Origin of the sequence: Chelativorans sp., from assembly GCF_031180965.1 — a bacterium.
Lineage (GTDB): Bacteria > Pseudomonadota > Alphaproteobacteria > Rhizobiales > Rhizobiaceae > Chelativorans.
This window is the reverse complement of record NZ_JAPSLH010000003.1, coordinates 130,269-143,048: the sequence shown is the minus strand read 5'-3', so window position 1 is coordinate 143,048 and position 12,780 is coordinate 130,269. Positions and strand designations below refer to the sequence as shown.

Here is a 12,780-nt window from a genome sequence, read left to right as displayed (position 1 = left end):
GCCGAGCTATGCGAAAGCTTTTCCGCGCGGTCAAGCCCGGGCAGGATCGCGGCTTGCATTCGCCGCCTCCCCGCCTTACGTCATGGATAAAGGAGTGGCAGCGAGATGACCAACGGCCCCAACCGTATCCTCGACGAGTTCGCGAAGATGGTGACCGACGCAGCCGGCGCCGCCCAGGGCGTGCGGCGCGAGTTCGAGAATCTCTTCCGCGCCCAGACAGAGCGCCTGCTCAACTCCATGGACCTCGTCCAGCGCGAGGACTTCGAGGCGGTGCGCGAGATGGCCATCAAGGCGCGCGAGGAGAACGCGGCGCTTCTCGCCCGCATCGAACTTCTCGAAGCAAGGCTCGCCTCCGCCAGCACCTTGGGCGAAAATCCGGCGAATTCCACAATCAGCGAAGAATAAATTCGCCGCCTCAGCAAGCTGTGCGCAACCCCAAAAAGCACTGGTGCGAGAGTCGCTTAGTGGGCACTGTGCGCGGGCGCTGGATGCCGGCTATCCACATCGCTCCGCCAGAGGGCGAAAAAAGGACTGGTCAGTCGTCCCGCTATCAATAGACTGAATTTGCTGCATGATTCGAAACCACATGCAGCCGGGCAAGGGGCAGGCCTGGATGTTTTAGCGTGTTTCACCTTCGCTCCGCTCAGTGTGTCGTATTTCGGTCGCGTGCAATGAAACGCATGTGCCAACCGCGAGCGCCTGCCGGCGTTCCAACAACGGGAAAGCAGTTGATGAGCCTTCTTGAACTTGACATGACGCGTGCCGCCCACCCGGTGGACGTCATCGAACATGTCGCGCATTCCAACGACTGGAGCTTCGAGCGGAACGGCGACGACGAGATTGCAATCTCCGTCGCCGGCACCTGGACGGACTACCACGTATCCTTCTCCTGGATGGAGGAGTTCGAGGCGCTGCATGTGGCCTGCGCCTTCGACCTGAAGGTGCCGGAAAGCCGCACGCTCGAGATCATGCGCCTCATCTCGCTCATCAACGAGCAGATGCTGTTCGGGCACTTCGACCTCTGGGAGCGCGAGGGCGTGATCATGTTCCGCCAGTCGCTCGTGCTGGCGGGCGGGCTGGAGCCCACCGGGCAGCAGGTCGAGGTGATGCTGAACAGTGCGCTTGAAGCCTGCGAGTGCTACTACCAGGCGTTCCAATATGTGATCTGGTCGGGCAGCAGCGCACAGGAAGCGCTCAACAGCGTGCTGTTCGAGACTTTCGGTTCCGCCTGAGGAACCCAATGGAGTCGGCGCCGCAGATCGCCTATGGCGACTTCGAGAAGGTCGATATCAGGGTGGGCACAGTCGTCGAGGCCGAGCCGTTTCCCGAGGCGCGCAAGCCGGCGATCAAGCTGAAGATCGATTTCGGGCCCGGGATCGGCGTGAAGAAGTCGTCGGCCCAGATCACCGTTCACTACACGCCGGAGCAGCTTGTCGGCAGGCAGGTGATGGCGGTGGTCAATTTCCCGCCGCGCCAGATCGGCAAGTTCATGTCCGAGGTGCTCACCCTCGGCTTCTCCGACGAGGGCGGCGCCGTGGTGCTCGCCGCGGCGGACAAGCCGGTGCCGAACGGCAGCCGCCTGCACTGAAACCGACATTCCAGGTCATTCAGACCGCCTGCGGCTTCTCCTCCGCCGCCGGGCCTTGGCGCATCAGCAGCCGCTGGTAGATCAGGCCGATGCCGATCAGGACGGCGCCGAGGCCGATGAAGGAGAGGGCGCGCCACGCGCCGTCCAGCCCCGCCATATCGAAGAGAAACACTTTCGCGACCGCAGCCAGAACGAAAATCCCGGAAGCGAGCCTGATCATCCTCGACTGCCAGCGGAACCCCACCACGAGAAGCGCCAGGCCGAACAGGAGCCAGGCCGCCGAATAGGTGTAGAGCTCGGCGGCTGAGGTAGCGAAGACGTCGAGATTCGGCCGGTGGAAGAACGCCCTGACCTCCAGCGAAATCCAGGCAAACATCATCGCGCCGGCAAGCCATCCGGCCAGTTGCCGGTACCAGTCCGGGCGCGAGGGGCCGGCCCAGCGCGCGATCGCAGCCAACAGCACCGCAGGCAGCAGATAGGCAACGAAGAGGAGGTTGAAGAGAATACCGCCGCCCACCGGCTCGCCGCTAAACAGGGGGTTAAGCGAGAAGAGATGCAGCCCCGCCGCGCTTAGGAAGCCGAGGACGCCAAAAGCAAGGCTGCCCTTGGCCAGGACCGGGCTGCCGGAAATTCCGTCCAGCCTCTGCGCCGCAAGGCTCCCCGAAAGCAGGACGAGCGTGTGCAAGCTCCACTCGCCTAGCGTATCGGCCGGGGCATAGAAGGCGCCCCCATTCATGGCGTGGTGGATCAGGACGGCCAGGGTCACAAGGGCGGAGAACATGGCGAGTGCCTCGAAGGCCTGCTGAGGCACGCCCCGCGCGTCTCGCAACTGCCACGCGCAGTAGGCGAAGGCCAGCGTCGGCACGCCATAACCATACAGCAGCGCGTTAAAGACCGGCGTCCTGCCCAGCCGGTCGGCGCCGACGATCGTCGGGTCATAGGCGATTACCAGGCAGGTCAGCACCGCCACGCCGAGCGCCACCCAGGAGAGGGCGGGAAGCGGCCATTTCTGCCGCACCCAGACCGTGCCGGCGGCGAGCAGGGCGAGTCCGACGGGCAGCCACCCGTCCTGCAGAAGGATGCTCATCCCCATCGCAATGGCGCCGACGGTTCCCACGGTATAGGCGGCGAGGGCAGCCTCGCGGCCGCTTGCGCCATCCGGCAGGCGGCGATCCAGGAAGGCGAGGGCGGCGAGGAAAGCCGCCGCCAGCACCAGCGCCAGGGCGCCGAAGAACATACTTGTTTCGAAGGGCGCCACCCGGAAATAGGCAATGCCGAGCAACGCCAGGGGCGTGGCGACACCCGCCGCCGCCAGCGCCGGGCGTCCGGTGGATCGGAGCGTGCCCCACAGGCCGATGCCGCCGCTCAGAAGGGCGAAGGCGACCCCCACCGTCGGAAAAGCCTCCGCCGAGGGATTGGAGAAGGCCAGGGAGACCCTGTCCCTCGCCGAGACGAAGGGCGCAAGGTCGGTGGGCGACAGCGGCACTTCCCAGGACAGGTAGCCGAGGATCATCAGAGCGGACCCGCCAACGGCTGCCGAGGCCACGACGGGCCACTCGGAAGCGACCACCATCAGGGTCACGGCGATGATCGCCAGCACGGCGACGGACAAGGTCCCGAATTCGCCCACCTGCAGCAGATAGTAGGCGAGCAAAGCATGCAGGAAGAGAACGAGGGCGGCAGGCCAGTCCTGCCGGTCCGCGCCTGCGCCGGGATCCCTCGGATAAAGGCTCGTCACGAAGACGAATGCGGCCATCGCGAAGATCGCCAGGTTATAGAAGGCGAGCGCTCCCGCATCCCACGGGCCGCTGCTCGCATAGGCAAGCACATGGCCCCAGAAGAAGGCGCCGCCCGCCGCCGCCAGCGCCAGCCAGCGCCACAGGCGCAGCCGCGCGACGCCATACGCCGCGAGGCTGACGAAGAGCCCGTAAATCGCCAGCGGCCAGAGCGCCGGCTGGTCGGAACTGACCAGGAAGGGAATCACATAGCTGGCAAGCAGCCCATAGGAAGCCACCGCCGGTCCGTGCAGGACGGAGGCCGCCAGTGTCAGCAGCGCCACGGCCGCAAGCAGCAGGAAGGCGAGTCCTGGCCCGACCAGGCCATAAAGCGCGTGCGCCACGAACACGGTTGCGAAGGCCGTGGTGGTGCCGGCGAGCGTCAGCACGCCGGGAATATAGGCCGGGCCGCCGGTCTCGCCGGGCATGTGCTTGCGCCGCAGCCATTCGCCGCCGCCGACAAGGGCGATGGCAAGGAGGGCTCCCGAAATCACCCGCGCCGCAGGCGTCATCAGTCCCGCCTCGATCGAATAACGCACGAGGAACACGCCGCCCAGGACGAGGGCGAGGCCGCCGACCCACACGGCCCAGCGCGTGCCGATCCGTTCCTCTAAGGAGGCGCGGGGCCGGCCCGGGACGGCCGGCGGCATCTGCGGCGCCTTCCCGCCCACCGGCTCCGGAATGGCTTGTCCGCTGTCCGCGGTTGCCGTTTCTTTTGGCGGCTCCTGCTCGTCTGCGGCCTGCTCGTCCGATTCAGCCGTGCCCCACGGCCCCTGAACGCCCCGTTCCGACGCGGCCCCGTCGGAAGGTGCAGCGCGGACCTCCGCTCTGAAGGCATTTAGATCCTGTTCCAACCTATCCAATCGCGCCTGGAGATCGCGCGCCCGCAAAAAGCCGCCAATGCCCATCGCCGCCCCAGCGAAGAGGAAGCAGAGGGCTAGAATGACCAGAAGAACCATGGGGATGAGGAGGAAAAGGCAGCGGGGAAATTATCTTGCTGGAGCTTATCTGCGCGGTCGAGGAAATCAAGCTGTTGGGGATCGGACGTCAAGGCGGGGAGGGCAGCGCGTGCTGGGCCGTGACTTGCAGGAGCCAGGAATACCAGTCGTTAGGTGAACGCCCTGCACCGGTGCATGAAGCTCCAGCGTGCTGCAGCGTCAGGGTTGCTTCTCTCGACTATGCCGCCCTTGAGGCCTCAAGCCGGCACGCGGATGACAACCCGCAGACCCCCCAGCGGACTATCCTCCAGCGTGATGTCGCCGCCATGGCCGCGCGCTATGTCGCGGGCGATGGAAAGCCCCAGCCCGGTGCCGCTTTCGTCCTGGTTGCGCGCCTCGTCGAGTCGCACGAAAGGCTTGAACACCTCCTCCCGCTTGTCCGGAGGGATACCGGGTCCGTCGTCGTCGACGGTCACAAGCAGCGTGCCGCCGCCGTGCCTTGCCTGCACCTCGACCTTCGAGGAGTAGCGGAAGGCATTGCCGATCACATTGTTGAGCAGGCGCGAAAAGGCGTTCGGCCGCACATGCACATGCGGGTCCCCGGTCAACGCGGCGGAGAAGGAACATCCGTGCAGCTTCGCCTCCTCCTCGATCTTGCCCAGCAGGGCCGCCAGATCGAGTTTGCCCGCGACCTCCTCCGCTTCCCCACGGGCGAAGGCAAGATAGCCCTCCAGCATCAGCCGCATATCCTCGATGTCCTGGTCGAGCGCCTTGATATCGGGTTTGGTGTAGGCCAGCGCCAGCTGCAGCTTGAAGCGGGTGAGGATGGTGCGCAGGTCGTGGCTGACGCCGGTCAGCATCGCCGTGCGCTGTTCGATCTGCCGCTCGATGCGCTCGCGCATCTGCAGGAAGGCCGTGCCGGCACGGCGCACCTCCTCGGCGCCGCGTGGCTGGAAGTCGGGCGTCGGCCGCCCCTTGCCGAAGCTTTCCGCCGCTTCCGCCAGCTGCAGGATCGGCCGGATCTGGTTGCGCAGGAAGGCGACGGCGATGGTCAGCAGCACGAGTGAGGTGCCCAGCATCCACAGGAGGAAGATATGCGTGTTGGACGCGTAGGCCTGGCTGCGGCGGGCAAAGACGCGCAGCACCTTGTCTTCCAGCCGTATGCGGATCTCCACCATGTTCGAATTCCCCACCGTGTCCAGCCAGAACGGATATTCGGGGATCTGCCGGGTTATCTCCTCGCTCAGCGTCCGGTCGAGCAGCGAGAAGAAGGGTTTTGGCGCCGGCGGGGGCAGCGGCTCCAGCGGTTCGATGCTGATGCGCAGTGCCAGCCGCTCCTGGGCGATGCGGATGATGTTCGCGTAGCCATCCTCGTGCGGATAGGTCTCCAGGATGTCGATGATGGCGGCGATGTCGCGCGTGACGGCCTGGGAGAGACGCTGTGTCACCGTCTGCCAGTGCCGCTCCATGAAGACGAAAGCGATTACCGACTGCAGCAGGATCACCGGAGCGATGACGATGATCAGGGAGCGCGCATAGAGCCGCTTGGGCATGTAGCGGGAGACAACACGCCAGAAGCGCCGCCATGCCCGGCGCGCGCCGAGTCCGGCACGCATGCCGCTCTTCTCCGCCCAAGACTGGTCCAACCCTGCCATCGCTCTTCCATCTTTCGCCAAGGCCGACCCTTAAGCGCCGACCCGCGGCCACTCTATCCGGCTTTGCCGACAGCGTCACGGACGCGCAAGAACCGTGGACGGCCGTGCGGGCTGCTCATCGCACCGGCCATGCCGGCTTGGCGCTGTCGCGGTGCGCCTTACCTTTGCCCGCTCAGGCAGATTTGGCTGCAGCCGGCCCAGCCAAGGCAGCTCCGGAACGGCTCGCGGCAGGCATTCGTGCCTGCCGCGCGTCTCGGAAGCTCAGCCGGTGTCCTCACCGTCCCAATAATTCCTGACGCTGGCCATGTCGAAGATCGGGTTCCGCGTACGCAGGCCGTTGACGGCGATCTTGTTGGAGTCGGGATAGACGCAGACGTCGTTCGGGTTGTTCTCGCCGATCATCAGATAGCTGCACGGCCCCGTGCCGCTGTTCATGAAGGAATGGGCGAGCTTCCGGCCGGCGGGGAAGCAGACATAGTCGCCTGGCTTCATCTCATGCCGCTCCTCCCCGAGGAGCAGCGTCACCGTGCCTTCGAGGATCAAAGCATGCTCTTCCTCGAGCATATGATAGTGGCTGGGCGCCAGGCGCTTCCCCGGTGCGGGCGATTCGATCAGCATTCCGACATGGTAGTTCGGTCCGACGGCGGCAGCATCGGTCAGATGCTTGGAGCGGCCGCCGAAACGCGTGCTTGCCGACGGACCGTCCTGGCGCCATTCCAACCCGCCGGAGGAGATGGGCGGACGCCCGGCCATGTCTTCTGGCGTGTCGAGAGCGGCGTCGGAGGGCGCGGCTATGCCCTCCGGCAGGCCGGTGTCCTCTCCGTCCCAGTAGCCGCGCAGCGCCGCCAGATCCAAGATCGCGCGCCGCCCGAGGGCGCGCACCAGGACCTTCCGCGAGTCGGTATAGACGACGACCTCGTTCGGGTTGCTCTCGCCTACGATCACATAGCGGCACGGCGCTTTGCTGTCGTTCACAAGGCAATGGCCCGCTCTCTGCCCGGCGGGGAAGCAGATATAGTCCCCCGCTGACATCCTGTGGGTCTCGTGTCCCAGGCGCACCGTGAGCGAACCCTCGAGGATAAAGACATGCTCTTCCTCGAGGAAGTGGTAGTGCGCCGGTGCGCTCTGCCGGCCCGGCTCCAGCTCCTCGATCGCCACGCCCACACGATAATCCTCGCCCATTGCCGCACGGCTCAGATGCCGATAGCGGACGCCGATGCGCGGCACCTGCGACCATTCCGTCCAAGGGACGTCCTGCGAGGAGATCGGCCGGGGCGAGGGAGTTTCCGTGGTCATTGGCGGCAAGCTCCGTTGCTGTCTGCCGGATGTTCCGGCAAATCCTGGATGCGGTCAACGCGGTCCTTCACTCCACGCGTGACCCTTCCCGGAAGATCTCCGGGCGGCCCTCAAACGGCGGCCCTGTGTCTCGAATTAGAATTTGCATTTTAGAACGTTATCTCTATAATCCACTTATGGGTCGAAAACGCGCCTTCGATACAGACGCCGTGCTCGCCGCCGCCGCAAATGCGTTCCGCCGGCACGGCTACAAGGATATCTCCGTAGCGGAGCTCGAGAAGGCCACAGGACTCGTCTCTGGCAGCATCTACAACGCGTTCGGCGACAAGGCGGGCCTCTTCAAGGCCGCTCTCCGCCACTACGTCCACGGATTCGTCGGACAGCGTATCGCCGCCCATGCCGGCGAGGATGCAACGCTGGAGGACTTGGAAGGGCTTTTTCTCTCCGTCTTCGAACCGCCGCTGGCCGATGGCTACGGATGTCTCGTCACCAACTCAATTGTCGAGTTCGGCAAGTCCGACGGGATCGCCTCGGCCGACATAAGCGATGCCCTGGCCATGCTTCGGCGGGCCATAGACGGCGTCTTGAGCCGCGAATTGGGCTGCCGGGCGGGCGACACTGCAACGCTGCGTCTCCTGGCCCTTTACCACGGTGTGCTCGCCCTTTCCCGAAGTCCCATAGCGCTTGATGCGATGGCTGAGATGGTCAGGGCCGAGTTCCGACGTCTGAAGGATTTGCGGGAAGCAGCAGGATCACCGCACCCGCCGTCCCGCCAACCTGGAGACCTGTCATGCTTACCATGATCAATCCCGCCGGCTATCCAGTCTCGCCGTTCTACAGCCAGGCTGTCGAGGCGAAAGCGCCGCGGCGGATGCTGTTTGTCTCGGGGCAAGTCGGGGTAGACGCTACGGGATACGTCGGAGCGGACATCGGGGAGCAGGCAAGGATCGCCGTCGCGAACTTGAATGCCGTCCTGGCAGAAGCAGGAATGGACAAGCAAAATCTGGCGAAAGTCACGATTTACCTCACGGACGAAAGCCTGTTGCCGGACTTCATGCAAGCGGCCGGCGAATCCTTGCCGTCGCCTCCGCCGGCGACAACACTGCTGGTCGTCAAGGCGCTCGCGGCGCCGTCGCTCCTGATCGAAATCGAAGCGATCGCCGTGGCCTGAATGGGCATCGGCCCAATGTGAGCATGCGATGAATGTCGGCCACCGGATGGAAGGCCAGCTGCAAGTGCCCCGCCTCATTCCACGCTGAGCTTGTAGCCGATGCCGCGGACGGTCTGCAGCCAAACCGGGTTGGCCGGGTCGCGCTCGATCTTGCGGCGCGTGCGGTTGATCTGCACGTCGATTGTGTGCTCGCCTAGCCCGGATCCTCGCCCACCGGCTCGCAACGGGAAATGGTCTCGTCGACGCGCTGCGCAAAGACAGCCATGATGTCGCGCTCGCGCTCGGTCAGCGATGGCGGCAACTGGGCTGTTTTTTTGACGGTCCATTGCTAGTCCACAGCTTGAAAAGCGGAGCTTCTGGCGCCCAACGTCTCCGAGTGTGCCAAATGAGTGAAAACGTGCGGTGGACCGGCTAGCCTCACTAGGCGATGGCGCCTTCGAATTCCTCTGCCCCTGTGCCGGGGAGTGCCGCGGCAGCCTCGTGGGCATAGCGTGCAGGCGACACGCCCACGTCGCGCGTGAACGCCACGCTGAAGGCGCTGGCGGAACGGTACCCCACCCGCCGGGCGATTTCGCCCACGCTCGCCTCCCGCTTGCGCAACAGGTCCTTGGCCAATGCCAGCCGCCACGCCGTCAGATATTCCATCGGGGCCATGCCCACCGCGCTTGAGAACCGCTCATGGAAACCCGATCGCGACATTGCCGACGCCCGCGCCAGTTCGGCGACAGTCCAGCCGTGGTCGGGTCTTGCATGGATGCTCCTTATCGCCACCGCCAGCCGCTCGTCCGAGAGGCCGCGCAACAATCCCGGAGAGCTGCCCGGTTCGGAGGTTGTCCGCAGCGCCTCGATCAGCAGTACTTCAAGGAGATGCTGCAACACCACCTCTCGCGCCGGCTTACTTTCCCTCACCTCCTCGCCCAGCAGCTGCATCAGCATGGCCAGGCGGTGCTCGCCCCGCACGACCACCAATTTGGGCAGCAGCGAGGACAGCAAGGTCGCATCCTCGGACTGGAAAATGCAGTAGCCGACCAGCGCCCGCATATCGACCGGACCATCCACGCTGCCGACGCGATATACGCCTCCCGGCAGGATGACGGGATTGACCACCATGTCGGTGTCTTTGCTGGGCGCCTCGCTCCACATCATGAAATCCTGAGCTGATGGAATGAGGATGAAATCGCCTGCATTGACGATGACCTCGCCGTTTTGGTGATCCCGGTAACGCAGGCTCCCCTCGAGCACGGCGACATAATAGGGGTTGGGCGACTGCGTCCGCCTGACCCGCCATGGTCCCGAGCCGGTGACGCTTTTGGAAAACGGCGCCCCCGGTTGCAGCAATCCGACAATCTGGGCGAGGGGATCAGCCATTTCTGGACTCACTCGAAATTTTTTTGGATTTTTGAATATAGAACGTCCAATTGCCCGTGACCATCTCCTGTTCGGTCAAACCAGAACAGGATTGTGCCATGACCGAAAACCCACGCATCGCACTCGTGACCGGCGCCAATCAGGGCATCGGGCTGCAGATCGCGACCGACCTCGCCGCCGGCGGGCTCACGGTGCTCCTCGCCTCCCGCAATCTCGACCGCGGCAAGGCAGCCGCCCAAACCATCGAAGGGGATGTTCATCCCATCCAGCTCGATGTCACGGATCAGGCTTCGATCCGCGCCGCCGTCGCGCAGGTCGAGCAACAGTTTGGTCGCTTGCATATTCTCATCAACAATGCCGCCATTTCCCGCGCCAATGGTCAGGAAAGCGAGACCCTGCGTGACTACATCCAGCGCTCGCGCGCGACGCTGATTTCGCTCGATGAAGTTCGCACCATATGGGAAACCAATGTCTTCGGCGTCCTCGCGGTCACCCAGGCTTTCGTTCCCCTGCTGCGCAAATCGGAGGCCGCACGCATCGTCAACGTTTCCAGCAGCCTCGGCTCGCTCACCATCAATTCCACACCCCATCCCTATCGGGCGACATTCAACCCCGGTTACGGCGCTTCCAAAACCGCGCTCAACGCCATCACGCTGGCCTTCGCCATCGATCTCGAAGCCGAAGGCATAAAGGTCAATGCGGTGACTCCGGGCTTTACCCGCACTGCGCTGAACAATTACGAAGGCACCGAGTCCGTGCAGCAGGGGGCTGCCGAAGCCGTTCGTGTCGCCCTCAGCAGCGAACAGCCAACGGGCACCTTCACGGCTTCGGTCAACGAACCCTGCCCCTGGTAGTTGAGCCAGGGCCCGCCGGCACAATGCCGGTGGGCCACGCCCTGGTGCCTGCGTTCAGATAAAGTGGACGCACAGCGTTATGCAACCACCCGGCGGATCGAGGGCCGCGAGGCGAGCGACCCAACTGGTTGGAACGGACGTTAGGTGCTTGCCGCGAAGCCCAGCAGAAAAAGCACCGTGGACGCCGCGCCCAGCGCGCTCCTCACGTTGTGTAGTCTTCCCCACTGGATGAGCATCGCACGACTTTCCGCACCAGCTTCACGCCCCTGCATTGCCATCAGGCGCTTGTTGACCGGCGCGATTGCTAACAACGTGAAGGGCCAGTTCGCCAACATCACGGCGCCCCCAGCAAGCCACCGCCAATCCCAAGAGACATACCAAGCCACGAGGCCTGCCAGCCCAGCAACGATCGCGAGGCCAGATTGTATAGGGAGTGCCCGCTTGTAGCTTGGCTGCCACTGAGCGAGCAATGCAGCATTGTCGAGATGCATGCGGGCAGGATGCTCAACCAGAGTGATGTAAAGCGCCGCTCCGGTAAAAAGGGTGGCAGCAACGAGCGCGACAAGCTGAAGCGACATCACGGCGAAATTTTCACAGATCTAGCTGAAAAGGATTGGAGGTAAGCCTACGCGCGCGCCGTCGACTTATGTCGGCTTGGTGCACGATGTCCGCAATGGGGTCGAGACCAGACGCATGAGTCTGTTCCGCGAGCCGGGCCATCGCCTTACTCCACGCTGAGCTTGTAGCCGATGCCGCGGACGGTCTGCAGCCAAACCGGGTTAGCCGGGTCGCGCTCGATCTTGCGGCGCAGGCGGTTGATCTGCACGTCAATCGTGCGCTCGCCCACCTCCGACTCTTCGCCCACCAGCTCGTGGCGCGGGATGGTCTCGCCGGCGCGCTGGGCAAAGACAGCCATGATGTCGCGTTCGCGCTCCGTCAGCTTCAGCACCTCGCCCGCGCGCTTCAGCTCACGCTTGGTGATCTGGAAGGTGTAGGGGCCGAACACCACCTGCTCCACCTTCGGAGCGGCCGGCTGGCCGCTGCGCCGCAGGATGTTGTTGACCCTCAGCACCAGTTCGCGCGGATCGAAGGGCTTTGCCAGATAGTCGTCGGCACCCGCCTCCAGCCCCGTCACACGGCTCTCAGTTTCCGAAAGCGCGGTCAGCATCAGGATCGGCACGTTGCGTTCGCCGCGCAGGCTGCGCGTGAGCGCCACGCCGTCCTCGCCGGGCATCATCACGTCGAGGACAATGAGGTCGAAGTCGAGTCCTGAAAGCTTGCGCCGTGCCTCGGCGGCGTTGCCGGCGATGCTCACGCGAAAGCCCTGCTCGCGCAGATAGCGGTGCAGGAGGGTGCGAATGCGCGTATCGTCGTCCACTATAAGCAGATGCGGCGCGTCGTCCGCCGGCGCGGCCGCAGCTTCAGCCTCCTCGCTGATCATCACGTCCCTCCTTCACGCGCCGGGCCACCTTCGGCCGGCCGCCTGTCGAGTTGCTCGCGGAGCTCGGGATCGACCATCGCCCGCAGGAACCGCTCCAGGACGGCGCGGTCCTCGACCCCCGCCTCATTCAGTGCCGAATGGATACGGCGCGACTGTGGCAGGGCCAAAGCCAGCGCCAGCGCATGCCCTTTCTTGGTCACGTAGAGCTCGCGTTGGCGCCGGTCGCGCGGCCCCTGCACCTGCACGATATACCCCATGTCGATGAGCTGCTTCAAAACCCGCGCAAGGCTCTGCTTGGTTATGCGCAAAACATCCAGGAGCTCGGCCACCGTCAGCCCGGGCCGGCGGTTGACGAAATGCAGCACCCGGTGATGCGCCCGGCCGAAACCGTAGCGCGAAAGGATTGCGTCGGGGTCGGAGGTGAAGTCCCGATAGGCGAAGAAGAGAAGCTCGATGAGCGCGAAGTCGATCTCGTCTTCGGCGGCCTGGACCTGCTCTTTCTCGGTCGGCTTCATCGGGCTCTTCATGTACTCGTTCCCCTTGGCGCAAAAATTACGTCAGCTATGTTGACATATTTTTGACGCGCTGATAATTTTCGCCAAGCTTTTCGCCTTATAGCGAACAAAATGGGCGTGTTGAGGTGGATTTTTCGGAGTTTCCGTAAACCCTCCCGCAACACGCGGTGTTCCGGTAC

General features: G+C 64.3%; 13 protein-coding genes and 1 pseudogene. 6 read left to right on the top strand and 8 right to left on the bottom strand.

Annotated features, from left to right (window positions below; all coding sequences use genetic code 11):
* Positions 1-105 precede the first annotated feature (105 nt).
* The 3 genes from RIN79_RS03445 to RIN79_RS03435 all read left to right on the top strand — a co-directional run bounded on the left by RIN79_RS03445 (position 106) and on the right by RIN79_RS03435 (position 1,588).
* Positions 106-405, top strand: coding sequence for an accessory factor UbiK family protein (locus RIN79_RS03445; RefSeq protein ID WP_309083221.1), 300 nt, complete (start codon positions 106-108; stop codon positions 403-405).
* A gap of 326 nt (positions 406-731) precedes the next feature.
* Positions 732-1,232 (top strand): YbjN domain-containing protein, encoded by a 501-nt coding sequence (locus RIN79_RS03440; protein ID WP_309083220.1) that lies wholly within the window; start codon positions 732-734, stop codon positions 1,230-1,232.
* Positions 1,233-1,240: 8 nt separating this feature from the next.
* Positions 1,241-1,588: a tRNA-binding protein gene (locus tag RIN79_RS03435; protein WP_309083219.1), complete on the top strand. Its 348-nt coding sequence runs from the start codon at positions 1,241-1,243 to the stop codon at positions 1,586-1,588.
* A gap of 19 nt (positions 1,589-1,607) precedes the next feature.
* Here the strand turns inward: RIN79_RS03435 and RIN79_RS03430 are convergent, their stop codons facing one another.
* The 3 genes from RIN79_RS03430 to RIN79_RS03420 form a co-directional block, all read right to left on the bottom strand.
* Entirely contained in the window at positions 1,608-4,013 is a 2,406-nt protein-coding gene (locus RIN79_RS03430) for a DUF2339 domain-containing protein (protein ID WP_309083218.1), read from the bottom strand.
* Positions 4,014-4,558: 545 nt separating this feature from the next.
* Positions 4,559-5,956, bottom strand: a complete 1,398-nt coding sequence (locus RIN79_RS03425) for an ATP-binding protein (protein WP_375165869.1) — start codon at positions 5,954-5,956, stop codon at positions 4,559-4,561.
* Positions 5,957-6,217: 261 nt separating this feature from the next.
* Positions 6,218-7,252 carry a cupin domain-containing protein gene (locus RIN79_RS03420; RefSeq protein ID WP_309083217.1) on the bottom strand — a complete coding sequence of 345 codons (1,035 nt, stop codon included), beginning with the start codon at positions 7,250-7,252 and terminating at the stop codon, positions 6,218-6,220.
* Positions 7,253-7,428: 176 nt separating this feature from the next.
* Here RIN79_RS03420 and RIN79_RS03415 point away from each other — a divergent pair, with 176 nt between their 5' ends.
* Positions 7,429-8,055 carry a TetR/AcrR family transcriptional regulator gene (locus tag RIN79_RS03415; RefSeq protein ID WP_309083216.1) on the top strand — a complete coding sequence of 209 codons (627 nt, stop codon included), beginning with the start codon at positions 7,429-7,431 and terminating at the stop codon, positions 8,053-8,055.
* Positions 8,043-8,423, top strand: a complete 381-nt coding sequence (locus RIN79_RS03410; RefSeq protein WP_309083215.1) for a RidA family protein — start codon at positions 8,043-8,045, stop codon at positions 8,421-8,423. The genes RIN79_RS03415 and RIN79_RS03410 overlap by 13 nt, the downstream gene beginning before the upstream one ends.
* A gap of 74 nt (positions 8,424-8,497) precedes the next feature.
* Here RIN79_RS03410 and RIN79_RS03405 read toward each other — a convergent pair.
* Together RIN79_RS03405 and RIN79_RS03400 are read right to left on the bottom strand one after the other, a co-directional pair.
* Positions 8,498-8,712: pseudogene (locus RIN79_RS03405) on the bottom strand (helix-turn-helix domain-containing protein); the annotation flags it as partial.
* Between the two features lie 131 nt (positions 8,713-8,843).
* A complete protein-coding gene (locus RIN79_RS03400; RefSeq protein ID WP_309083214.1) occupies positions 8,844-9,791 on the bottom strand; it encodes an AraC family transcriptional regulator in 948 nt (315 codons plus the stop codon).
* Between the two features lie 98 nt (positions 9,792-9,889).
* Here RIN79_RS03400 and RIN79_RS03395 point away from each other — a divergent pair, with 98 nt between their 5' ends.
* Complete coding sequence (locus tag RIN79_RS03395) at positions 9,890-10,645, top strand: SDR family NAD(P)-dependent oxidoreductase (RefSeq protein ID WP_309083213.1); 756 nt, start codon at positions 9,890-9,892, stop codon at positions 10,643-10,645.
* Between the two features lie 140 nt (positions 10,646-10,785).
* Here the strand turns inward: RIN79_RS03395 and RIN79_RS03390 are convergent, their stop codons facing one another.
* From RIN79_RS03390 to RIN79_RS03380, 3 genes are all read right to left on the bottom strand, one after another.
* A complete protein-coding gene (locus RIN79_RS03390; protein ID WP_309083212.1) occupies positions 10,786-11,223 on the bottom strand; it encodes a DUF1772 domain-containing protein in 438 nt (145 codons plus the stop codon).
* A 146-nt stretch (positions 11,224-11,369) separates the two neighbouring features.
* Positions 11,370-12,086 (bottom strand): response regulator, encoded by a 717-nt coding sequence (locus RIN79_RS03385; RefSeq protein ID WP_309083211.1) that lies wholly within the window; start codon positions 12,084-12,086, stop codon positions 11,370-11,372.
* A complete protein-coding gene (locus RIN79_RS03380; RefSeq protein WP_309083210.1) occupies positions 12,086-12,613 on the bottom strand; it encodes a MarR family transcriptional regulator in 528 nt (175 codons plus the stop codon). Before RIN79_RS03380 ends, RIN79_RS03385 begins: the two co-directional genes overlap by 1 nt.
* Between the last annotated feature and the right edge of the window lie 167 nt (positions 12,614-12,780).